We start from the raw sequence: 20908 nt of genomic DNA on the forward strand, positions 1-20908 counted from the left end.
ATGAGCGACCTCGCCAAGCTCACATTCGCCTATCTCGCGCTGCTCGCCTTGCTGGCGCTTACCGTCGGCTCTTCGTTTGTCGACCTCGGTGGGTTCAATTCCGCGATCAACCTTGCCGCGGCGGCTGCCAAGACAGTGGTGATCGCGCTGCTGTTCATGCATCTGGCGGGCGAGGGCATCCTCCCCAGGCTCGCGGTCGCGGCGGTGGGCCTGTGGCTGGCCATTCTCTTTGGCCTGACCCTGATCGGGCAATAGCCTGCGGGGCCTAGTGTGGCGCGCGTCATCAACGGTCACGCGGATTGCCCAAGGCTGGATCGCGGCGCCTCGTGTAGCCGTCGACGCGCGGCAAGCCGTCGGCCATTTCGATGAATGGCAGGCGCATATCCCAATAGGCCTGTGCCTGTGGCGGAAACCGCTCCGGAGCGTCCATGAAGCCGATCGAGACATAGAGTTCGTCACGCAGGCCTTCGTCGGCGTAGAAGATCGAGGTACCGCAATCGGCGCAGAAGGAGCGGACGACCCCCTTCGTCTTCGAAAAGGTCTTCGGCTTCCCGGCGGTCAGCTCGACCTGGTGCGGACGATAGCCGATCCAGATGGTCATAGGTCCGCCGATCGCCCGCCGGCAATCGTCGTCATGGTCGAAGCAGGTCCAGAAGGGCTCTCCTTCCATCACCGCCGTGACGGCACCGCAGAAACAATGTCCGCGCTCGATGCGAGCCATGTTGCTGCCCGTTGTCAGAGACTGTCGGTCGTCAGGACGGCGCTTCCGCTGCGGTCGAGCATGAATTTTCTCCGAAGCTGTTGGGGGATCTGATCCTGCGGGGTCAACGCAGCGCCGCCAAATTGGTTTCCGGCCATAGGAGCGGCGGCGGATTCAAATCTGCGCTTCCGGCCTAGCCGCTGGAACCTGCCGGTCGAACCCAGGTTAATGACTGTGCCAAAGGAGGACCGGCCATGACTGGAAGCGAAAATCGCCGCGAGACTGGTGCCACCAAATATCCGGCCAGGAGCGACGGCGATCCCGCCGATTCATTCTCCCAGGACGCCGCAGGCAACAAGCCGCCGGCGTCCGGGCAAGGCCTGACGCGCCCTTCAGGCGAGGTGAATGAGAAAACGCATCAGTCCGAGGGGCAGAATCCATCCCGGCGGGCGCCCCCCGACCAGCCGCCCAGAAAAGGCGCCGGCTCAGCCACTTCTGAGCACTCAAAAGACGGCCAAGTGCCGCCCGGAGGCCGGGAGCCTGGTGCGTTCGACAAGAAATGAACGATTCACAATTGACAAGCCGGCGGTGCTTGTGGATTAGTGAGAACGTTCTCAGAGAACGTTCTCACCGCTGCGGCGGACTTACCTTTTGGGAGGAGGTATGGGTACCGACGAGATCCGGCTGGCTGTTCGCATCGCGAATATTGCAAAATCCTACGGACCCACAGTCGCACTCGATTCCGTCTCCATTGATCTGCGGCCAGGGGAAGTCCATGCGCTGTTGGGCGAGAACGGCGCCGGCAAATCGACGCTCGTGAAAATCCTCAGCGGCGTCGTGACGCCTGACGGCGGATCCATGTCGATCTTCGGCAAGCCTTATGCGCCGCGTGGCATCATCGATGCGCGGGCGCAGGGCGTGGCGACGGCCTTTCAGGAACTCAGCCTGCTGCCGAATCTCAGCATCGCCGAGAATCTCGTGCTGCCGAAAATGCCGAAGGGAAAGCTAGGTCTCGTCTCGCGCCGCACCGCCACGGCATCAGCTGGCAAGGTTCTTAACGACTACGCTCTCTCCCACTTTGATCCTGACACGCCCGTCGGCGTGCTTTCGCTTTCGGATCGTCAGCGGCTTGAGATCGTGCGCGCCTTCAGCCATGCCTCGAAGCTCTTGATCCTCGATGAGCCGACGGCCGCGCTGGCGGACGTCGAATGGCTGTTTGAGCTCGTGCGCCGGCAGAAGAACCTGCAGACCGCCATCCTCTACATTTCCCACCGCCTCGGCGAGGTGCGCACCCTGTGTTCGCGCGCCACCATCCTGCGCAATGGCCGCAGCATCGGCACCGTCGAGTTGTCCGGCGCTTCGGACGCGAACATTTTCGAGATGATGGTCGGCCGAAGCGCGCGTGAGACGACCGCCTCGCAGCCTTTGGTCGCCGACACCGCGCCCGTCGCGCTCAGCGTTCGGGGCCTCTCCGGCGGCATTTTGCGCGACGTGTCGTTTGATGTCAGGCGAGGTGAGATCGTCGGCATCGCCGCGCTCGAGGGGCAGGGCCAGCGCGACCTGTTCAGGACGATGATCGGCCTCTCCAAGGCGAAAAGCGGCGGCATCGAGATCGACGGCGTGCCCGCCCAGATCGCTAGCCCGGGCGCCGCGCTCCATTTCGGCAACGGCCTTGCCTACCTGCCGGAGGACCGCAAGTCGGAAGGGATTTTCGCCGGCCTCAGCACCGCCAGCAACATGGTGTTGCCTATCATTTCGCGTATCGCGCAGGGTGGCGTCGTCTGGCCGGCCAGCGAGCGTCGCATTGCGAAAAAAACCGCTGAGGCGGTCGAACTGCAGGAGCGCTATCTGCAGTTCAAGATCGATGAGCTTTCCGGTGGCAACCAGCAGAAGGCGCTTCTGGCGCGCGTCATGATGACGGGTGCGCGCACTCTACTGCTTTTCGATCCGACGCGTGGAGTCGATGTCGGAACCAAGCAGTCGATCTACGAGGCGATCCGGAAGTTCGCTGCCGATGGCGGCTCGGTGCTCTTTTACTCGTCCGAACTGCCGGAACTCGTCCATCTCGCGCATCGCTGCATGGTGCTCTATGGCGGCCGCGTCTTCGCCGAATATCAGGGCGATGCCATCGATGAGCCGACTATCGTCGGCGCGCTGATCGGCCACGCTGCGGGCGCGGTGAATGGAGTGGCCGCATGACCGCGGTCCAGGCAAATCCCGCGCCCCGCCGCTCCGCGTTATGGAGGGCTGTCATCAGCGGCACCGGCATCGTGGCGATGATCTATGTCCTGCTTTATGCGCTCTACGCGTTCTGGCAACCGGATGCGCTTTCGGTCTACACCTTCACCGATCTCGTCAACAACTCGACGCCATTGGCGCTCGCGGCAGCGGGCGAGACGCTGGTCGTCATCAGCCGCGGCTTCGACTTGTCCGTCGCAGGCGTCGTCTCGCTGACCAATGTGCTGATGGCGGTCTATCCGTTCGATGGTCCGGGCGGTGCGCTGGCCAGCCTCCTGATGTGCTGTGCGATCGGCGGTGCCGTCGGGGCAATCAACGGCATTCTCGTGGCCAGGCTTGGGCTGCAGACCATCGCGGCGACGCTCGGCACGATGATCGTCTGCCAGGGGCTTGCGCTGGTTATCCTGGACGCGCCTGGCGGTATGGTTGCCGACTTCGTCACCTACACGCTGACCGACACCCTGTTCGGTATCATCCCGATCGCCGGGCTGTTTCTGGTTGCCACCATCGCGCTTTGGCTTGCCTTCCGGCGGACCAATACCGGGATCGGCCTCTATGCGATCGGCGCCGACGAGCAGTCGGCTCGCTTCTCCGGCGTGCCCGTCGCAGGGGTACGCATCACGGCCTTTGTCGGCGCCGGCATCCTCTACGGCGTCGCCGGCTTCATGCTGAGCGCCCAGACGGCGACAGGAAATCCGACAGCCGGCACGCCATTCCTGATGCTCACCTTTGCCGCGGTGGCGCTCGGCGGCACGCCGTTGAGCGGCGGCCGAGGCAGCCTCGTTGGCTCGATCCTCGGCGCCGGTACGCTGATGCTTTTGCAGAAGGTGCTTTTCTCGGGTGGGGTCTCGTCCTTCTACACCGGCATATTCCAAGGTTTCGTGCTGGTGCTTGCGATCGTGTTCGGCAGCGCCGTGGCGCGCCTGCTCAAGAAGGAAGAGATCCGGTGAACGCGCATAAGGACGTCGCAACGCGTTTCGAGGCCAATTCCGACCGGCGCGGCAGGCAAAGGCTCGACCGGGAGGTGGTGAATACGTTTGTGGTGTTTGGGCTGAGTGTCGTGCTTGTGGTGTGCTCGCGCTTCATCAGTCCGGCGCTGGGTTCCTGGGATCAGGTGCTGACGGTTCTTATCCTCGCGTCCTTCCTGATCGTTTTGTCGTTCGGGCAAGGGCTCGTCATCCTGATCGGCGGGCTCGACCTATCGGTCCCCGCCCTCATCACGCTCGGCGGCGTGTTGACGACGACTTGGATTGGTAGCGGCAACGCCGGCATCTGGTACATGCTGCCGGCCATTCTGGTCATTTGCGCGCTGGTCGGCACGATCAGCGGACTGGGAATTGTCTGGCTGAAGGTTCCTCCCTTCATCATGACCATGGCGACCTCGATCGTCGTGGCTTCGGTGGCGCTGGGCTATACCAGCGGGACGCCGCGCGGCGGTTCCCCGTCCGTCTTGCTATGGCTGATGAAGGAATGGTTCCTCGGCGTGCCGCTGGTCATCTACTTCACCGTCGTTTTCATCCTGTTCGGCTGGTTCTTGCAGAACTTCACTGCGCTCGGCCGCCGGCTCTACGCCCTTGGCACCAACAGGAACGCCGCCCTTATCGCCGGCGTCGCTGTCAATCGGCTCGAGCTCGCCCCCTATGCGATCAGTGCCACCTGCGCAGGGTTCGTCGGCATGATGCTGGTGGGCTATTCGAACGGGGCGACGCTGAGGATGGGTGACAGCTACATGCTGCCTTCCATCGCTGCCGTCGTGGTCGGCGGCTCCTCGATCCTCGGCGGCAGCGGAACTTTCATCGGGACGGTCGGCGGCGCAATTCTTCTGACGACGCTTGGCACCGTTATCTCCGCCATCGGCCTCAACGAAGGATGGCGCACCGTCATAGAGGGCGCAATCATTGTCGCCGCCCTGCTGGTGCTGCGCGGTGAATTCCTGGCCGATCTCGGAAATCGAATGCTGACGCGGAGGAAGTGACCATGCCTGTGCGTGAAATGCGTTTGTCCAATTGTGAGAACGTTCTCACAAGCTCTGGTCCGGCACCTGCAAGGGCCAAATTCCAACGGGAGGTTGATCGAAATGAGGCTGTTAAAAAGACTGGGACTGGCCGCGTCGCTGACGCTTGCCACCGCCATGGGCGTTGGGATGGTTGTCGACCATGCCCAAGCGCAGGACAAGAAGTTCAAGATATATCTGTCGCTGAGCTACAGCGGCAATTCGTGGCAGTCGGAGGCCGCGAACATCGTCAAGGCGTTGGCGCAGACGCCGCCCTACGACAAGACGGTGGAGCTGAAGGAAGTCATCTCGGGAACCGACCCCCAGGCTCAGATCTCGGCCTATGAAAGCATGATACAGGCTGGCGCCGACGGCATCATCAGCTTCCCGATCTCGTCGACGGCGCTGAACCGCACGGTCCATCGCGGCTGCCAGAAGGGCGTGCTCTTCTTCATGTACGACGCCACGGTGACCGAGCCTTGCGCCTACAATGTCAGCTATATCACCGCAGGCTTCGGCGAGAACACCGCCCAGGCCTTGGTCAATATCCTGGGAGGCAAGGGCAAGATCTTCCTGAGCCGTGGCGTCCCGGGCAACTCGGTGGATAAGCGCCACACCGACGGCGCGATGCACATTTTCAACCAGTATCCCGGCATCAAGGTCGTCGCGGAATACTACTCCTACTGGGATGACCGCACCACACAGCAGGAGACGGCCAAGGCTCTCGCTGCGCATCCCGATGTTGACGGCATCTGGGCTCAGGCAGGCGAATATGGCGCCGTTCAAGCGCTGCTCGACAAGGGCAACAAACTGGTTCCGATGACCGGCGAGAACTCGGACGGTTTTCGTCTCGGACTGGCAGACCCGAAGATGCAAGGCATGGGTCTCAAGGGTGTGTCCGCCGGTTCGCCGCCTGCTACGTCAGGCTATGCCTTCAAGCTGATGATGGAGATCCTGACCAAGAAGCGCGACCTGAAGCCGATGAACATCGAGTACCCGCTGCCTTGGGTGCCAGCGGATCAAGTAAAACCCTGCAAAGGCGATACCTTCGCCGACGGGTGCAATGTTTTCCCGTCCGACAAGGTCCCGAGTTCCTTCGTCACCGAGGTCTTCAATCCCGATTTGCTGCCGGAACTGTCGCTGCAGTCGGCGCTCGAGGGCAAGCCAACACCAGGAGCGACCATTCAGGCGTTGCCCGCGGACGTGAAGCAGGCGCCCGATGCCCCTGGCATCAACTGCTCATCGTGCAAGGCTCCGGCCGACGAATACAAGCTCACCAAGATCGAGCCGACGGTAAAACCCTGACGATCAGCAATGCAACAGGTGGACGGCATCCTGCCGCCCACCTGACTCAACATAAGGATGAGAATATGCCGACTTTTCTGAAACGGGGCAGGGATCCCGAAGCTGTCGCCCAGAGCGATGCGGCCGTCCGGACGACCGTCGAGACGATCCTTGCCGACATAGAAAAGCGAGGCGATACCGCTGTCCGGGAGTTGTCGGAGCGTTTCGACAAATGGTCGCCGCCAAGCTTCCGGCTCAGCGACAGCGAGATCGAGCAGGCGATGTCCAAGGTGTCGGCAAGCGACATCGAGGATATTCGCTTCGCCCAGGCCCAGGTTCGCAATTTCGCCGAGAAGCAGCGCGCCTGCCTCCAGGACCTCGAAGTGGAAACGCTTCCCGGCGTTGTCCTCGGCCACAAGAACATTCCCGTGGAAACAGTCGGCTGCTACGTGCCGGGCGGGAAATACCCGATGGTCGCCTCCGCGCATATGAGCGTGGTGACGGCCAAGGTCGCCGGGGTGAAGAAGATCATCGCCTGCGCGCCGCCGTTCCAGGGCGGTCCGCATCCGGCTATCGTGGCCGCGATGCACATGGCCGGCGCGGACGAGATCTACGTTCTGGGCGGTGTGCAGGCCGTCGGCGCCATGGCGCTCGGAACCGAAACCATCGGGCGCGTCGACATGCTCGTCGGTCCTGGCAATGCCTTCGTCGCTGAAGCCAAGCGGCAATTGTACGGCCGTATCGGCATCGACCTGTTCGCCGGCCCGACCGAGACGCTGGTCATTGCCGACGACAGTGTCGACGGCGAGATCTGCGCGACCGATCTGCTCGGCCAGGCCGAGCATGGTCCGACCAGTCCCGCCGTGCTTTTGACAAACTCGGAGAGGCTCGCGCGCGACACCCTGGCCGAGATCGAGCGGCAGCTGAAGATCCTGCCGACCGCCGAGATCGCCGCCAAGGCATGGGCGGACTATGGCGAAGTGATCGTCTGCGCGTCCTACGAGGAAATGGTCGCGGAGGCCGACCGGATCGCATCCGAGCACGTCCAGGTCATGACGCGCGATCCGGACTACTTCCTCGACAACATGCGCAATTACGGCGCTCTGTTTTTGGGAGCGCGTACGAATGTTGCCTATGGCGACAAGGTCATCGGCACCAACCATACGCTGCCGACCAAGAAGGCGGCCCGTTACACAGGCGGTTTGTGGGTTGGCAAGTTCATCAAGACCTGCACCTATCAGCGCGTTCTGACCGACGAAGCGAGCGCCATGATAGGCGAGTACTGTTCGCGCCTGTGTGTCCTCGAGGGATTCTATGGGCATGCCGAGCAGGCCAACATCCGGGTCCGCCGCTATGGAGGTCGCAACCAGGCCTAAGCCAGCGCGCCAACGGAGTTTTCATGTCGATCATCGCCCGCAACAAGAACAGCAAGCCCCGCCTGACCGTGAAGGATCTGGCGCGCGATCTCGGCATGTCTGTTTCGACCGTATCCAGGGCCTTTCACGCCGATGCCGTGATCGCCAAGAATACGCGGGACCTGGTGCTGAACCGTGCGAGGGAGATCGGCTATTCGCCGAACCCTTTCGCGCGCAGCCTCATCACCAAGAAGACGCGTATCGTGGGTATCGTCGTCGCGGACATCAAGAACCCGTTCTATCCGGAAGTGCTGACGCGGCTGACCACCGCCCTTCGTGCCATCGACATGAACGTGATGCTCGTCGCCGCCGACCAGTCGGGAGACGTCGACCAGGCGCTACGCCTGCTGCTCAACTACCAGCCAGATCTTGCCATCATCCTGGCGGCCACCCTGTCTTCGGCGGCCGCGCAGGAATGCCGTAGGGCCGGCACTCCGGTGATCTTTTTCAACCGACTCTCGGCCGACGACCACGCGTTCGGCATTTCCTGCGACAATATACTCGGCGGCCGCAGCATCGCCGACTATCTCGTCGATACCGGCCACCAGCGCCTGGCCTACATCGCCGCCTTGCCCGATGCCTCCACCAATGTCGCACGCCACAGGGGCTTCAGCGAACGCGCCGTCGAGCGTGGCCTCGCCGCGCCGATAGTTATCGAAGCAGGCCAGTTCAGCTATCACGCCGGCTACGAAGCGGCGCGCAAGCTGCGTGACCTGAAAGAGGTTCCCGACGGTGTCTTCTGCGCCAACGACATTCTCGCCATTGGCTTTCTCGACGGCGTGCGGCGAGAGCTGGCGCTCGGCGTGCCGGACGACATTTCGATCGTCGGCTTCGACGATATCGAGATGGCCCACTGGCCTTCGCACGGGCTGACGACCGTCCGGCAGCCCATTGACCAGATGCTCGAGGCCACGGTCAGCCTGGCGAAGGAATTGAGCACGAATTCCGGCCGGGAGCCGATCGTTCAACTAATCCCGCCCGGCGCGGTGATCGAGCGCGCGACGACGCGAAAAAGGCACCATGGCTGATATCCCGGGAAAGCGCTTCTTCGAGCGGGCGGTAAGCGTCCACCGCTATGACTGCGAGGTCGTCGCGGCGCCCCATGTCTCCGTCACCGGAAGCGAGAAACCCGTCGCGGCCGTCAACGATGCCGCGTTGGCCGACGAAGCCATCGTCCGCTACGTCGTGGCAATCCGCCCCGTCTACGAAGGCCTGCGCCGGCTGATCGGCCAACTCGCCGGCCTGCTGGTCCTGGCTCAGGCCGGCGGACGCCGCGACGTGCTCGATCTGCCTGACATTCCGGTGGCCCGCGAACGGTGGACGGAGGTGGAGCAGCGGCTGGGCGCCTTGCACGCGCCGCATGGGCTCGAAAGCCATTGCGCGCGTCTGGGGGCCGCTCATGCAACGCTGGGCGAGGTCCTGGACGATTTCGGTTCGGCCCGACTGCGGCGCGACTGGCAGCAGGAGCTCGACCGGGCCGGGGAGAGGATCAAACGCGCCTACGCCGGGCTGCAGGCGGCGTCGGAACCGCGGGCCGGTATGACGCCGGTCGATTTCAATCACGCCTGCTGCAGCTGTGCGCAGCGTTGGCGACAACAGGGAGGAAGCAATGGGCCAATATTCGATCTGGGTGCTTGAGTACAGCTATGTCAGCAACTACCACAAGAGCGGCGTGCTCTACGGCGCCCACAACCAGGGTTACGTGAAACTTCCCTACTGCTACGCGCTGATCAAGGGCAACGGTCGCGTTGCCATGGTCGATGTCGGCTACAACAACAAGGACTACGGCAAGCATCTCGCCGACAAATTTGGCGTCGAGAACTGGCACTCGCCCGACGCCGTTCTTGGCGAAATCGGCCTCTCGCCCAAGCACGTCGACACGGTTTTCGTCACGCACGCGCATTTCGACCATTTCGGCAATGTCGAGGACTTCCCGAATGCGACCTTCTACATCCAGGAGAGGGAGATCGCGAAGTGGGTCTGGGCGATGTCGCTGCCGGACCGCATGCGCTGGATGAACGTAGCCGTCGACCCCGGCGACATCGTGCGCGGCGTCGACCTGGCCCGTCAGAAGCGGTTGGTAACGATCGACGGAGCGAAACAGGACGTCCTGCCCGACATCGATCTCCATGCCGCCTTTGACAGCCATACCTACGGGTCGATGTGGGTCACCGTGCGCAACGGCAAGGACGACACCTGGGTGCTGGCTGGCGATCTGGTCTACGTCTTCGACAACATCGAGGGCTCGGGAGCTGCCGTCGATATCGAGACGCTCTACGTTCCGGTGGGGCTTGCGGTCGGCAGCCAGACCAATCTCGTTCTCGCCACCGAGGAGATGATGAAGCAGGTGGGCCACGAGGCACGGCGGGTCATTCCCATCCACGAAGAGCGGTTGAAGGACCGGTTCCCATCCCGCATCACTCAGGATGGCCTGCGGATCACCGAAATTTGCCTCGCGGACGGCGAGACGTCACGGGTGCAATGATGGATGCAATCCGCAAAGTCGCCATTGTCGGTGCCGGACTGGTCGGCCGTGGCTGGGCGATCGTCTTCGCCCGGGCCGGCCATGATGTGACCATCTATGACGGCAGCGCCGACATCCGCGCCGCGGTGCTCGACAAGATCCGGGCCAGCCTTGCCGATATGCAAGAGGCCGGGCTGGTAGATGCCGTCGATGCAGTCATGCGGCGGCTGAACGTTGTCGATACGCTGGAGGGTGCGGTAGCGGATGCCGACTACATCCAGGAGTCGGTGCTGGAAGTGCGCGACATCAAGGAGGCGGTCTGTCTGGAGATTGACCGGGCGATGCGGCCCGACGCGGTCGTAGGCAGCTCCAGCTCCGGCATTCCGGCCTCGGCCTTCACCGGGTCCTGTGCCAACCGCCGGCGTTTTCTCGTCGCTCATCCCGTCAATCCACCGCATTTGATCCCGTTGGTGGAACTGGTCCCGGCGCCCTGGACCGACGCGGAGGCCGTTGCGTGGCTGCGGGTGCAGATGGAGGCCGTAGGGCAGGCTGCCGTGATCGTGCGCAAGGAAGTCGAAGGGTTCGTCCTCAACCGGCTTCAGGGGGCATTGCTGAACGAAGCCTGGGCCCTGCTCGAGGAGGGCGTGGCAAGTACCGCCGATATCGACCTTACGGTATCGCATGGGCTCGGCTACCGGTGGTCCTTCATGGGGCCTTTCGAGACGATCGATCTGAATGCGCCCGGCGGGATCGCGGACTACGCGAGACGTCTGGGACCGCTCTACCATTCGATCGCCCTCGCCAGGCGCGATCCGGCCCCCTGGTCGGAAGGGCTGGTTGCCAAGGCCGAGGAAGCGCGCCGCGAAAAGTTGTCAGCATCCCAACTCGCCGAACGCAGCGCCTGGCGCGACCGCAATCTAATGGCGCTGGCCGCCCATAAGCGAAGCACCGGGGTTTGACACTCAGGAGACGGCCATGACAGCCACACTCACAGGCAAGGTTGCCCTGGTCACTGGAGCAACCGGCGGCATCGGCGCGCGGATCGTATCCAGGCTTGCTGCGGAAGGGGCTTCGGTTGTCATCGGCTACAACCGTTCGCGGCAGACGGCCGACGATCTGGTTTCGTCATTGGCGTACGGCGATCACTTCGTCGCCGAGGCGACCGTGACGGACAGCGATTGCCTCGCGCGCCTCGCTGGTCAGATCGAGAAAAGCTTTGGCCGGCTGGATGTCCTGGTCAATTGCGCCGGGACAACCCGCTTCGTGCCACATCCGGATCTCGACAGCCTGGACGATGAATTGATCGACCGCATCTTCAGCGTCAACGTGCGCGGTGTGATTGCTGCGACGCGGGCCATGCGGCCGCTGCTCGATCGCACCGGCAGCGGGGTTGTTGTCAACATCTCGTCGATCGCAGGGGTCACCGCCATGGGAAGCAACGTCGCCTATTGTGCGTCGAAAGCCGCTGTCGATAATCTGACCAAGTCGCTGGCGCGTGCCCTGGCCCCGAGAATCAGGGTCGTGTCGGTCTCGCCCGGCGTCGTCGACACCGACTTCATCAAGGGCCGTGACGAATCCTGGCGGGACGAACAGGCAAGCCGGACGCCGCTGGGGCGGCTGGGCACGCCCGACGATGTCGCCGAGGCGGTTTTGGCGGCTGCGACCCATCTCCGTTTCGTGACCGGCGTTATCATTCCGGTCGACGGCGGTCGGCCCCTGGCCTAGAGCCCGGGACAGGATCAGGTCGAACGGACCTCGTTTCTACGCGTGGCCGCCAATCATCGATCTGCGGTCAAGAAGTGCCCGCGCCCGCTGATCGATCTAATCCTCCAGCAGATAGCCTGTCCGGTGGGCGAGGGGCTTTTGGCCCACCACCTTGGCAATGACCTGATTGGCGGCGACAAGTTTCTTCAGCCTTCGCGTCACCACGAGCCCGTCGGTGCGCGCCCGTACCGTCACGCGCGCCTCGCGGCCCAGCGAAGAAGGCACGATGATGTCCGCGATCGGCTGTCCACAAGTGACGCGTTCACCCAGTTCGGCGCGGTAGACGATGACACCGAAAGCGGGCGTGCGAACCACATCGCACGCATCGAAGCCGGTGATCTCGCAAAGCGCGGCGGGCGGCAGGCCCGCTTGCCCCGCGACGTAGCCGCGGCGGCGAAGCACGTTGAGCAAGGCGGAAGCGTCAGCCGACGCCATCTCATCACTGATGTCGATGAAGCCGCGCAGTTCCACCGTCGCGGCGAGGCAGCCGATCGGGATCACCTTATCGGGAAGGGCAGCCGCAAGCCTGATCCAGGGCTCGACGCTTGCTTCGGCGAAGGTTGAGCCGCCCGACGAACCCTGTGAGAACACCGCCCGGCAACCGAGTTCCCGCGCAAGGTCGGACAATTCGGCCGAGATCTCGGGCCGCACGAACAGATGCATCAGTCCTTCGTCGTCGCAGTGCAGATCCAGCACAAGATCGGAATCGAAAGCCTCGCGTGCCAAGGCGGTGTAAAGGGAATCGACAGGCTGCCCTGCGCCGCGTTCGTCGAGAATTTCGCGGATCGTGTTGCGGATGAGCACCGTGTTGTCGTCGGCGCTGCTTCCGAGCCGATCGGCAAGCCGGATGGTCAATTCGCCGGCGACATCAGGCCATTTGCGGTTGAAATTCCGGCCGCTGGCCAGATCGTAACGCCCCAGATGATCGCCATTGACGAACTGCGCCAGGCCGAGCGGGTTGGCGTAGGGAACGACGACGATTTGGCCCCGGATTTCGCCGCGCGCGTCGGCGGCGTCAAGCTGCTCGACCAGATGGTGTAACACCAGCAGGCCGGGCGCTTCGTCGGCATGCAGCGCGGCATGTATATAGGCTTTCGGGCGCGCGTCGGCGGCACCATACCGGATGATGCGCACGCTGTGTTGGCTGCCCGGCGTGCCGTTGGCAAGAGGAACATCGAGGATTTCACGAGACATTGGTGGCTCCGGCGAGCGCACGTTCCGATAGCGGGAAGTGGCAATTGAAGACATGGCGGGGATCTTCCCGGTCGGCTGCCCGGGACGGGAAGACGCTTTTGCAGATGCCCTGCGCATAGCGGCAGCGGGTGTGGAACTCGCAGCCGGTTGGGCGCGTCATCAGGCTCGGCACCTCGCCGCTGAGCTCGACCCTGTCGAGCACGGCGTCCGGGTCGGGTTCCGGATTGGCCGACAGCAGCGCCTCCGTATAGGGGTGGCGCGGCTGCGCGAATATCCGCTCGGTCGAGCCGACTTCGATGAAGCGGCCGAGATACATGATCGCCATGCGATCGGTCATGTGGCGCACGACATTGAGATTATGCGTGATGATGAGAATGGCGATGCCGAGTTCGCCCTGCAAACGTCCAAGCAGATTGAGGACTTCACCCTGAACGGACACGTCCAGTCCCGCGGTCGGCTCGTCGGCGATGATAAGATCGGGTTGCAATGCAAGGGCCCGCGCCACGCCGACGCGGCGCGCCTGGCCTCCGGAAAGCTGGTGTGGATATCGCCGCCCGAAGTCGGCGGGCAGGCCGACCATGTTGAGCAGGCGTTCCGCTTCGGCGGCGGGGTCGCGGCCGGTAACGCCGTGAATGCGGAAAGGCTCCATCAGCAGTGAGCGTACAGTGAGCCGCGGCGACAGCGATCCGACCGGATCCTGGAACATCATCGCCATGCGCCGAAGATGCGGCTTGCGCTCCGTCGGGGCGAGGCCGTTCAGCACCTGACCATCGAAGCGTATCGTGCCGCCCGTCGGCGGCCGCAGGCCCATGATGGCGCGGGCGATGGTGGATTTTCCCGAACCGCTTTCACCGACGAGGCCGAGCGTTTCGCCCTTGCGGATCTCGAAGGAAACGCCGCAGACGGCGTCCACGAACGGGTTCTTAACGCCGCTGGCGAGCGCCTTCAGCGGGCCCATGGTGCGGAAGCGTACGCGAAGATCCTCGACAGAAAGCAGGGGGCTCATGCCGGCGCCACCAACGTGTCGTCGAGGCGATGGCAGCGTGCGGTGTGCGTTGCGCCGATAGCGCACTGGACAGGACTGTCATCCACGCACCGGGTAAAGGCTTGCGGGCAGCGCCGACGGAAGATGCAACCCGCCTGGGTACCGAGGAGGCTCGGCACCTCGCCTGGGATCGTCGGCAACTGGCGGGTGCGTTGCCGGATGCGTCCGGGATCACATTCGAGCAGCGCGCGCGTATAGGGATGCCCCGGTCGGCGGAAGATGTCGCGCACGGTGCCGTATTCGACCACCTCGCCCGCATACATGACCGCCACCCGGTCGCAGAGCTCGGCGACAGCGCCGAGGTGGTGAGAGACGAACAGGATCGAGCAGCCGATCTCCTTTTGCAGCTCTTTCAACAGATGGATGATCTGCACCTCCAGCGTCGCGTCGAGCGCTGTGGTCGGTTCGTCCGCGATGAGCAGCGCCGGCTTCACCAGCAGCGCCATCGCGATGCAGATACGCTGGCGCATGCCGCCGGAAAACTCGTGCGGATAGCCGCCGATGCGGCTCTCCGGGTCCGGAATGCCGACCCGATGGAGCATATCCAGCGCGCGCTGGCGCTTGGTCCGGTGCGAGCCGCCCTCGTGATGCTGGACATCGATCATCTGGCTTTCGATGCTGCGCACCGGGTTCAACGCCGTCATCGGATCCTGGAAGATCATCGACATGCGGTTGCCGAGCAAGCCGCGCCGCTCCGCCGGAGGCATGCCGAGCAGGTCGCGCCCCTCGAACAGGATGGCGCCGTTCACCATCTCCGCATTTTCCGCCAGCAGCCCCATCACGGCATAGGCGAGCGTCGATTTGCCCGAACCGCTTTCGCCGACGATGCCAACCACTTCGCCCGCCGACACGTCGATATGGATATCGCGCAGTGCATGGGCGCGACCGCGCGGCGTGCCGAAATCGAGAGACAGACCGCGGATCGCCAGAAGCGGGTCGCGGTTTGGAGAATGTCTTGCCTGAGCGCCGGTGTTCATAGGTCTTTCCGAAGCTTGGGGTCGAAAATGTCGCGCAGCGCCTCGCCGAGGAAAGTGAAGCCCAGCGTGGTTATGACGATCGGGATGCCGCCGGCGATCACCAGCCACACCGTCTTGTGGATATAGCCATAGCCGTCACTGAGGATGGTTCCCCAGTCCGGCGTCGGCGGACGGACACCCATGCCTAGGAAGCTCATGCCGGCCTCCAGCGTGATGACCAGCGGAACATCCATGCTGACCAGGATCAGCAGCGGCCCGATCACATTGGGTAGCACGTGCACGGCAAGGATGCGCACGATGCCGGCGCCCATGGCGCGCTCCGCAGTGATGAACTCGCTCTCGCGCAGTGCGTGGGCCTGCGTGCGCACCACGCGCGCATAGATCGGCACGGACGTGATCGCGACGACGAAGATGACGCTGGCAAGGCTCGGCCCGAGCAGCGTCACCACTGCCAAGGCGAAGATGATGACCGGAAAGGAGCGGATCGTGTCGAAGACCAGCAGCAGCAGATTGTCCAGCCAGCGCGGACCGAAGGCGGCGATGAGGCCGAGCACAAGCCCTGCGCTGAGCGAGGCGCCCAACGAGACGAAGGCGACGAGCAGCGCGATCCTTCCGCCCATGACGACCCGCGAGAAGACATCGCGTCCCAACTGATCGGTGCCGAGAAGAAAATGCAAAGAGGGCGGCGCCAGCCGGGGCCCAACCATGATCTTGATCGGATCGTAAGGCACGATCCAGGTGGCGAAGACCGCAGTCACCACCATCAGCACGACCAGCACGGCGCCCATCATGCCGAGCGGAGACTTGCGCAATTGCCGCAGGAACATGGCGGCCGCGCCCTGCCCGCTGCGTTCATCGACCGCCTCGCGAATGAGTTGAACTTCGGACACGCTACAAATTCTCGCGGATTCTTGGATCGAGCGCCGCGTTTACGAGGTCGGCGAGCGTCGTGGAGATGACGAACAGAACGGTGGTGACGAGGACCGTGCCCATGACGATCGGATAGTTGCGCGAATCCACCGCCTTGACGATCAGAGCGCCGATGCCGGGCCGGGCGAAGACCACCTCGACGAAAACCGCCGCCGAGAGCAGGTGCGCCATGCCGACGCCGATGATCGTCACTGTCGGCAGGATCGCGAGCGGCAGCGCGTAGCGCGCCACGATGCGCCGCTCCGAAAGGCCGAAGGAGCGCGCCATGCGAATGTGGTTCTCGCCAAGAATCTCCAGCATGGAGGCGCGCACGATGCGCGAGATGTAGCCCACCCAGCCGATACCGACGACGAAGGCTGGAAGGATGAGATGGACGAACCCGTCGCGGAAGCCTGAGCCGGCGCCGATGGCCGGCAGCCAGCGCAGGCCGACCGAGAAGATCAACAGCGCATAGATCGCCATGACGAAGGACGGGATGGCGATGGTTCCGACCGCGAATACACCCACGACCTTGTCGATCACGGAGTTGCGGCGCAGCGCCGAATAGCAGCCGAGCGGCACGCCGACGATAACGGCCCAGGCGATCGAAACCAGGATGAGTTCGATCGTGTAAGGCAATTGCTCGAAAACGATGGCCGCGACAGGGCGCTGGGTAAAGACATCGGTGCCGAGATTACCGTGCAGCAGCCCCCCGAAGAATGAGACGATCTGCACGGGCAGCGGCTTGTCGAGGCCCATTTCCTCGTGCAATTGCGCCTTCAGTTCCGGCGTCGCACGCGGTCCGAGCAGGACCGCGGCGGGATCGCCGGGAACGGCCTGGATCATCAGGAACAGCAGCGTGACGGCAACGACGACAATTGCCGCCGCCAGCACGATACGCTTGCCAAGATATAACCACATGTTTTGACTCAGCCTGTCCCAGCGACCGCGTCAGAGCGGTTCAGCGTTTGATAGAATCGCCGACCCGCTCTAACCCTTTGTTTTTTCGCAATTCCGGACGGAAAACCGCTACGCACTTTTCCTAGAATGCCCTAGGCCGATTTCGGCTCAAAGCCGAGATAGAGCGGCCGCCCGTCTGGGCGCGTCTCGGCCTCGAGTTGCGTCGTTCGGTACATGATCGGCGAGCCTTCATGGGTGAGGAACCGGTAGGAGCCGGAATCTTCCATGATGTCCTGCATCTCATAATACATCTTGGCCCGTTCCTGCGGGTCTTCGACGGTTACCGCCTTGGCGTTGAGCTCGTCGAAGCGCTCGCTGCGGAAGCGCTCCCAGTTCCACACACCGACCTGGTCGCGCACGAAAAAGGTGGTGGCGTAATAGGGATCCGGCACCATCGAGAAACGCTGCACGATCAACTGCATGTCCTTCCAACGTTCGCCTTCCGATTCCATGCCGATGGTCCAGAACGAACCGGAATCCTGAACATTGACCTCGACCGTGATGCCGATCTGCGACAGCTGCGCCTGGACCATTTCCGCGATCGTGGAGAAGGTGGTCACGTTGAGCGCGTCGATGGTGAGGCTGAGTTCGGTGATGCCGGCCTTCTCAAGATACTGCTTCGCCTTTTCGAGATCGCCCTCCGGCGGTATCAGCGCTTTTTCCCGGTGTCCCACCAAGCCCGGAGCGATAAGGCCGGTGGCGACCTGGGCCTGGCCTGAATAGGCCGCGTCCATGATCTGCGGCACATTGATGGCCCATTGAATCGCCTTGCGGACATTGACGTCCTTCAGCTTCGGATGGTCCGAGTTCATGCCGATATAGACATAGTAGAGCGAAGGCTTTTCTTCGATCTTGGTGTTTTCGGGCGGGCTGTCCTTCAACGTGGCCAGCGAATCGAGGCTGAAATCGGTGAAATCGATGTCGCCGGCCTGATAGGCGCGCTCGGCGGTCTTGATATCGCTCATCGGCAGGATATGAATTTCGTCGAAGCCCGGCCTGGGGCCTTTCCATTCGGGATTTCGGGTCAACAGGACGAGCTGGTTCGGCTTCCAGTCCGACAACACGTAGGGACCTGAATAGCAGGGCGGCTTCATGCCGAAATCGCCTCCGTCGGCAACTGCCTTCGTCACCGCTTTTTTCGAGACGATGTGGCCGCAACCATAGGGAAGAGTGATGTTCCAGAGCGGCACGAAAGGCGTCTTGAGCACGATCACGCCAGTATGGTCGTCCTCGATCTCGATGCGGTCGAGCGGACCCCAGTCGCCCTTGACCGGAGAATTGTGCTGGATGACGCGCTCGAACGAGAACTTCACGTCCTCGGCGGTCATTTCGCCAAATCCGCCAGTGAAATTGATGCCCTTCTTCAGGCGGAAGCGGATGTGCGTCGGATCGATCTGCTCGACGGATTCGGCGGCCTCGAGTTCCCAGCCCCACTCCGAACCCGGTTTATAGCGCGTAAGCTTGGTGTAGATGCAGTTCATGACGTCAACATTGTACGCGTTCTGGTAGAAGCCAGGATCGAGCTTGTCGATATCGGAATAGGCGCGGGCCTTGAGTACCTTGCCTTCGGCCGCCCATACGGCCTGCGACAAGGGCAGGCCGGAGGCGATGATCCCCGCACCGAGGCCGGCGCCTGCCTGCAGGAAATGCCTGCGATTCAATTTCATTCCATTCACGGTTTCGTTCCCCTTTCAACTGAGCGGGTTTCCCGGCGATTGCCGGGATCCCTCCTTTTTGGTACCGCGCCGCCTGATGGGGCCGCGAGTTCGGACGGCGCATTCTTCAATTCAGCCGGCAAGCCGGTCAATTTCGCTGCCGACGCAGATGTGAGCGAGATTAGCGTCAGTTCGCGAATGTCACAGCAGGCGACGCTCTATCGCCTCGGTCCATTTCTGTTCGTGGACAAGCTCGTCGCCTTCCCATGCCTCGAGATGCGCCTCGACGTGGAAGTGCGATGGCGTCGCGGTCATGGTCGTTTCGGTCACAGAACGCATGCGCCAATCAGCGCGCGAAAACTCGAACTCCCATTTCGCCTCGGCCCTGGCCGACCCGAAATCGTCGCCGCGGAAGGAATAGCGTTCGCGGCCGAGCGAGGTGATGGTTAGGTCGTTTTCGACGATGCGATAGGTGCCGGCGCCTTCGCCGATCTCAACGACAGTCGAAGCGTCTGCCAGATTCTCCGTGATCGCCCAATCCTTTTGCGGCTTCGAGATCGTCTCCACCCGTAAGGGCGACGCCCCTTCGGGTTCGGCAAAAGGTGCCGGTGCCGGATCTCCGGCGCCTCCGACGCGGACCGGAAGTTCAAGGCGGCAATCCGTCGGATGGACGGTGAGCGTGACCGGCTCGGGCGAAGGCCAAGCGATCGGGAAGTAATTTGTCGAGATGGCAAGGCGTATGCGGTGCCCCGCGCTGAAGCGCTGTGCTACGTGCTTGAAGGGGACAGAGGCGCGGTAGCGCCTTGCCGGTTCGAGCGGTTCGGGCCTCTCATGGCTATCGCGATGCGTCAGGTTCAAAAGGCCGTAGCTGACGCGCGTCGTCGCGCCATCGGGGGCGACATCCGAAAGACGGACGGCCACCATGGCGACGGGCCTGTCGCTTTCGAAGACAAGATCGAGCATTGCGTCGCCCGCGATCTCAACATCGTGCGCCAGCTCTTGCGTCTCATAGACCAGACTGCCGGCATCGTCGCCGCGCTGGTCAGCCGGCTGGTCGCCGGGCACGGCATAGGAGCACCATTTGCCGCCGCGCAGGCCAACCGACAAGGGCGAGCGGACCGTCTGCGTTCCGGCCGCATCGTCTGCCCGACGCAGGGACAGGCGCCCATTGCCGGAAAGGAAGAAGGACTGCCGCTCGATGTTCGGCGATGGCCATGCCGGCTCCGTGACCCAGCGTCCGGCGCGCGTCTCGTAGGAAGTTTGCGGCGGGGCGCTATCCTGCATGAACAGGCGCAGCATCGGCTCGTCCATGATGCCGGTGTCACGGCCCTTCAGCCATTGATCCCACCAGCGGACGCATTCCTGCAGAAAGCCGATGGCAGGACCAGGCTTGCCGATATGGGGATAAGTGTGCGCCCATGGCCCGACCAGCCCCTTGCGCGGGCCCTGCAGCTTTTCCATCAGGCGGAAGACCGAGCGGCAATAACCATCGGCCCAGCCGCTGACGGCGTAGACCGGGCAGGTGATCGCGCCGAAATCCTCGCAGACCGAACCGTGTTTCCAGAACTTGTCGCGGTGCTGGTGCTCCAGCCAGTTCTTCAGCCATAGCCCGCTTTCCTTCAATCGACTGTGCCACAAAGCGCGCCAATTGTGCGGCTTGTTGCGTGGGTCGGGCGGCAGCGTGTTGCGCCCGAACATGATCGCCGCCCAGGAGAGATTGTCGATGAGCAGCGTGCCACCCATGTGGTGGACATCGTCGGCGTAGCGGTCGTCGGTCGAGGCGCAACTGATCACCGCCTTCAGCGCAGGCGGCCGCATGGCCGCGATCTGCAATCCGTTGAAGCCGCCCCAGGAGATGCCGATCATGCCGACGTTGCCGTCGCACCAGGGCTGGGAGGCCAGCCATTCGATGACCGAGCAGCCATCGTCAAGCTCCTGCTGAAGGTACTCGTCGAGCATCAGCCCTTCGGAATCGCCGGTTCCGCGCAGGTCGACGCGCACCACTGCGTAGCCGTGGCCGGCCACGTAGGGGTGCATGACGACATCACGCGCGGCGGTCAGATCGTTCTTGCGATAGGGGATGTATTCCAGGATCGCCGGCACCGGCTTTTGTTCGGCACCCTCGGGAAGCCACATGCGCGCCGCAAGCCGGCAGCCGTCCGGCATCGGAATCTCGAAATGGTCGACCGAGCGGATCGGATGGGGGAAGTTGGACACTGTGCGCATGACGAGGCCTCTGTTGGAGAACGCCACCTTGGGCAAATCGGCGGTGCCGCACAATTTCGCGACCCTTCGCGACTTGACACTGTT

19 protein-coding genes are annotated in these 20908 nt (G+C 63.2%); 11 read left to right on the forward strand and 8 right to left on the reverse strand.

The genetic code is table 11. From position 1 onward, the window contains the following. Complete coding sequence (locus FJ942_RS05450) at nt 1-255, forward strand: cytochrome C oxidase subunit IV family protein (RefSeq protein WP_140522223.1); 255 nt, start codon at nt 1-3, stop codon at nt 253-255. A gap of 28 nt (nt 256-283) precedes the next feature. Here FJ942_RS05450 and FJ942_RS05455 read toward each other — a convergent pair whose 3' ends face one another. After that, nucleotides 284-721: a GFA family protein gene (locus FJ942_RS05455; protein ID WP_140496123.1), complete on the reverse strand. Its 438-nt coding sequence runs from the start codon at nt 719-721 to the stop codon at nt 284-286. A 642-nt stretch (nt 722-1363) separates the two neighbouring features. Between FJ942_RS05455 and FJ942_RS05465 the strand changes: the two genes are divergently transcribed. The 10 genes from FJ942_RS05465 (at nt 1364) to FJ942_RS05510 (ending at nt 11819) form a co-directional block, all read left to right on the forward strand. Then, nucleotides 1364-2899, forward strand: coding sequence for a sugar ABC transporter ATP-binding protein (locus tag FJ942_RS05465; protein WP_140897323.1), 1536 nt, complete (start codon nt 1364-1366; stop codon nt 2897-2899). Then, the gene (locus tag FJ942_RS05470; protein ID WP_140518011.1) at nt 2896-3888 is read left to right on the forward strand and encodes an ABC transporter permease; all 993 of its coding nucleotides are present in this window, start codon (nt 2896-2898) and stop codon (nt 3886-3888) included. The genes FJ942_RS05465 and FJ942_RS05470 overlap by 4 nt, the downstream gene beginning before the upstream one ends. Continuing rightward, nucleotides 3885-4913, forward strand: a complete 1029-nt coding sequence (locus FJ942_RS05475; protein WP_181168393.1) for an ABC transporter permease — start codon at nt 3885-3887, stop codon at nt 4911-4913. Before FJ942_RS05470 ends, FJ942_RS05475 begins: the two co-directional genes overlap by 4 nt. A 102-nt stretch (nt 4914-5015) precedes the next feature. Further along, entirely contained in the window at nt 5016-6236 is a 1221-nt protein-coding gene (locus tag FJ942_RS05480; protein WP_224618028.1) for a sugar ABC transporter substrate-binding protein, read from the forward strand. 65 nt (nt 6237-6301) lie between these two features. Continuing rightward, complete coding sequence (gene hisD, locus FJ942_RS05485) at nt 6302-7591, forward strand: histidinol dehydrogenase (RefSeq protein ID WP_140518013.1); 1290 nt, start codon at nt 6302-6304, stop codon at nt 7589-7591. Between the two features lie 23 nt (nt 7592-7614). Further along, complete coding sequence (locus FJ942_RS05490; RefSeq protein ID WP_140624208.1) at nt 7615-8658, forward strand: LacI family DNA-binding transcriptional regulator; 1044 nt, start codon at nt 7615-7617, stop codon at nt 8656-8658. Then, entirely contained in the window at nt 8651-9268 is a 618-nt protein-coding gene (locus FJ942_RS05495; protein ID WP_140897324.1) for a hypothetical protein, read from the forward strand. Before FJ942_RS05490 ends, FJ942_RS05495 begins: the two co-directional genes overlap by 8 nt. Next, entirely contained in the window at nt 9240-10115 is an 876-nt protein-coding gene (locus FJ942_RS05500; RefSeq protein ID WP_140686453.1) for an N-acyl homoserine lactonase family protein, read from the forward strand. The genes FJ942_RS05495 and FJ942_RS05500 overlap by 29 nt, the downstream gene beginning before the upstream one ends. Further along, complete coding sequence (locus FJ942_RS05505) at nt 10115-11053, forward strand: 3-hydroxyacyl-CoA dehydrogenase (RefSeq protein WP_246679677.1); 939 nt, start codon at nt 10115-10117, stop codon at nt 11051-11053. Before FJ942_RS05500 ends, FJ942_RS05505 begins: the two co-directional genes overlap by 1 nt. A gap of 16 nt (nt 11054-11069) precedes the next feature. Then, on the forward strand, nt 11070-11819 hold the full coding sequence (locus FJ942_RS05510) for an SDR family oxidoreductase (protein WP_140556170.1): 750 nt from the start codon (nt 11070-11072) through the stop codon (nt 11817-11819). Nucleotides 11820-11915: 96 nt separating this feature from the next. Here the strand turns inward: FJ942_RS05510 and FJ942_RS05515 are convergent, their stop codons facing one another. The 7 genes from FJ942_RS05515 to FJ942_RS05545 all read right to left on the reverse strand — a co-directional run bounded on the left by FJ942_RS05515 (nt 11916) and on the right by FJ942_RS05545 (nt 20824). Next, on the reverse strand, nt 11916-13052 hold the full coding sequence (locus FJ942_RS05515) for a succinylglutamate desuccinylase/aspartoacylase family protein (RefSeq protein WP_181168392.1): 1137 nt from the start codon (nt 13050-13052) through the stop codon (nt 11916-11918). Next, on the reverse strand, nt 13042-14058 hold the full coding sequence (locus FJ942_RS05520; RefSeq protein ID WP_140818221.1) for an ABC transporter ATP-binding protein: 1017 nt from the start codon (nt 14056-14058) through the stop codon (nt 13042-13044). Before FJ942_RS05520 ends, FJ942_RS05515 begins: the two co-directional genes overlap by 11 nt. After that, the gene (locus FJ942_RS05525; protein WP_140582226.1) at nt 14055-15074 is read right to left on the reverse strand and encodes an ABC transporter ATP-binding protein; all 1020 of its coding nucleotides are present in this window, start codon (nt 15072-15074) and stop codon (nt 14055-14057) included. Before FJ942_RS05525 ends, FJ942_RS05520 begins: the two co-directional genes overlap by 4 nt. After that, entirely contained in the window at nt 15071-15964 is an 894-nt protein-coding gene (locus tag FJ942_RS05530; RefSeq protein WP_224680319.1) for an ABC transporter permease, read from the reverse strand. The genes FJ942_RS05525 and FJ942_RS05530 overlap by 4 nt, the downstream gene beginning before the upstream one ends. Nucleotide 15965: 1 nt before the next feature. After that, complete coding sequence (locus tag FJ942_RS05535; protein WP_140496109.1) at nt 15966-16904, reverse strand: ABC transporter permease; 939 nt, start codon at nt 16902-16904, stop codon at nt 15966-15968. Between the two features lie 131 nt (nt 16905-17035). After that, nucleotides 17036-18610: an ABC transporter substrate-binding protein gene (locus FJ942_RS05540; protein WP_140496108.1), complete on the reverse strand. Its 1575-nt coding sequence runs from the start codon at nt 18608-18610 to the stop codon at nt 17036-17038. A gap of 189 nt (nt 18611-18799) precedes the next feature. Beyond that, complete coding sequence (locus FJ942_RS05545; protein WP_140686459.1) at nt 18800-20824, reverse strand: CocE/NonD family hydrolase; 2025 nt, start codon at nt 20822-20824, stop codon at nt 18800-18802. Nucleotides 20825-20908: the final 84 nt, after the last annotated feature.

Origin of the sequence: Mesorhizobium sp. B2-4-2 (genome assembly GCF_006442845.1) — a bacterium.
Lineage (GTDB): Bacteria > Pseudomonadota > Alphaproteobacteria > Rhizobiales > Rhizobiaceae > Mesorhizobium.

Coding starts and splice junctions, on each gene's coding strand:
- FJ942_RS05450 (WP_140522223.1), top strand. CDS start 1: ATGAGCGACCTCGCCAAGCTCACATTCGCCTATCTCGCGCTGCTCGCC.
- FJ942_RS05470 (WP_140518011.1), top strand. CDS start 2,896: ATGACCGCGGTCCAGGCAAATCCCGCGCCCCGCCGCTCCGCGTTATGG.
- FJ942_RS05540 (WP_140496108.1), bottom strand. CDS start 18,610: ATGAAATTGAATCGCAGGCATTTCCTGCAGGCAGGCGCCGGCCTCGGT.
- FJ942_RS05455 (WP_140496123.1), bottom strand. CDS start 721: ATGGCTCGCATCGAGCGCGGACATTGTTTCTGCGGTGCCGTCACGGCG.
- hisD (WP_140518013.1), top strand. CDS start 6,302: ATGCCGACTTTTCTGAAACGGGGCAGGGATCCCGAAGCTGTCGCCCAG.
- FJ942_RS05505 (WP_246679677.1), top strand. CDS start 10,115: ATGGATGCAATCCGCAAAGTCGCCATTGTCGGTGCCGGACTGGTCGGC.
- FJ942_RS05535 (WP_140496109.1), bottom strand. CDS start 16,904: ATGTGGTTATATCTTGGCAAGCGTATCGTGCTGGCGGCGGCAATTGTC.
- FJ942_RS05465 (WP_140897323.1), top strand. CDS start 1,364: ATGGGTACCGACGAGATCCGGCTGGCTGTTCGCATCGCGAATATTGCA.
- FJ942_RS05545 (WP_140686459.1), bottom strand. CDS start 20,824: ATGCGCACAGTGTCCAACTTCCCCCATCCGATCCGCTCGGTCGACCAT.
- FJ942_RS05510 (WP_140556170.1), top strand. CDS start 11,070: ATGACAGCCACACTCACAGGCAAGGTTGCCCTGGTCACTGGAGCAACC.
- FJ942_RS05480 (WP_224618028.1), top strand. CDS start 5,016: ATGAGGCTGTTAAAAAGACTGGGACTGGCCGCGTCGCTGACGCTTGCC.
- FJ942_RS05520 (WP_140818221.1), bottom strand. CDS start 14,058: ATGAGCCCCCTGCTTTCTGTCGAGGATCTTCGCGTACGCTTCCGCACC.
- FJ942_RS05525 (WP_140582226.1), bottom strand. CDS start 15,074: ATGAACACCGGCGCTCAGGCAAGACATTCTCCAAACCGCGACCCGCTT.
- FJ942_RS05490 (WP_140624208.1), top strand. CDS start 7,615: ATGTCGATCATCGCCCGCAACAAGAACAGCAAGCCCCGCCTGACCGTG.
- FJ942_RS05500 (WP_140686453.1), top strand. CDS start 9,240: ATGGGCCAATATTCGATCTGGGTGCTTGAGTACAGCTATGTCAGCAAC.
- FJ942_RS05515 (WP_181168392.1), bottom strand. CDS start 13,052: ATGTCTCGTGAAATCCTCGATGTTCCTCTTGCCAACGGCACGCCGGGC.
- FJ942_RS05495 (WP_140897324.1), top strand. CDS start 8,651: ATGGCTGATATCCCGGGAAAGCGCTTCTTCGAGCGGGCGGTAAGCGTC.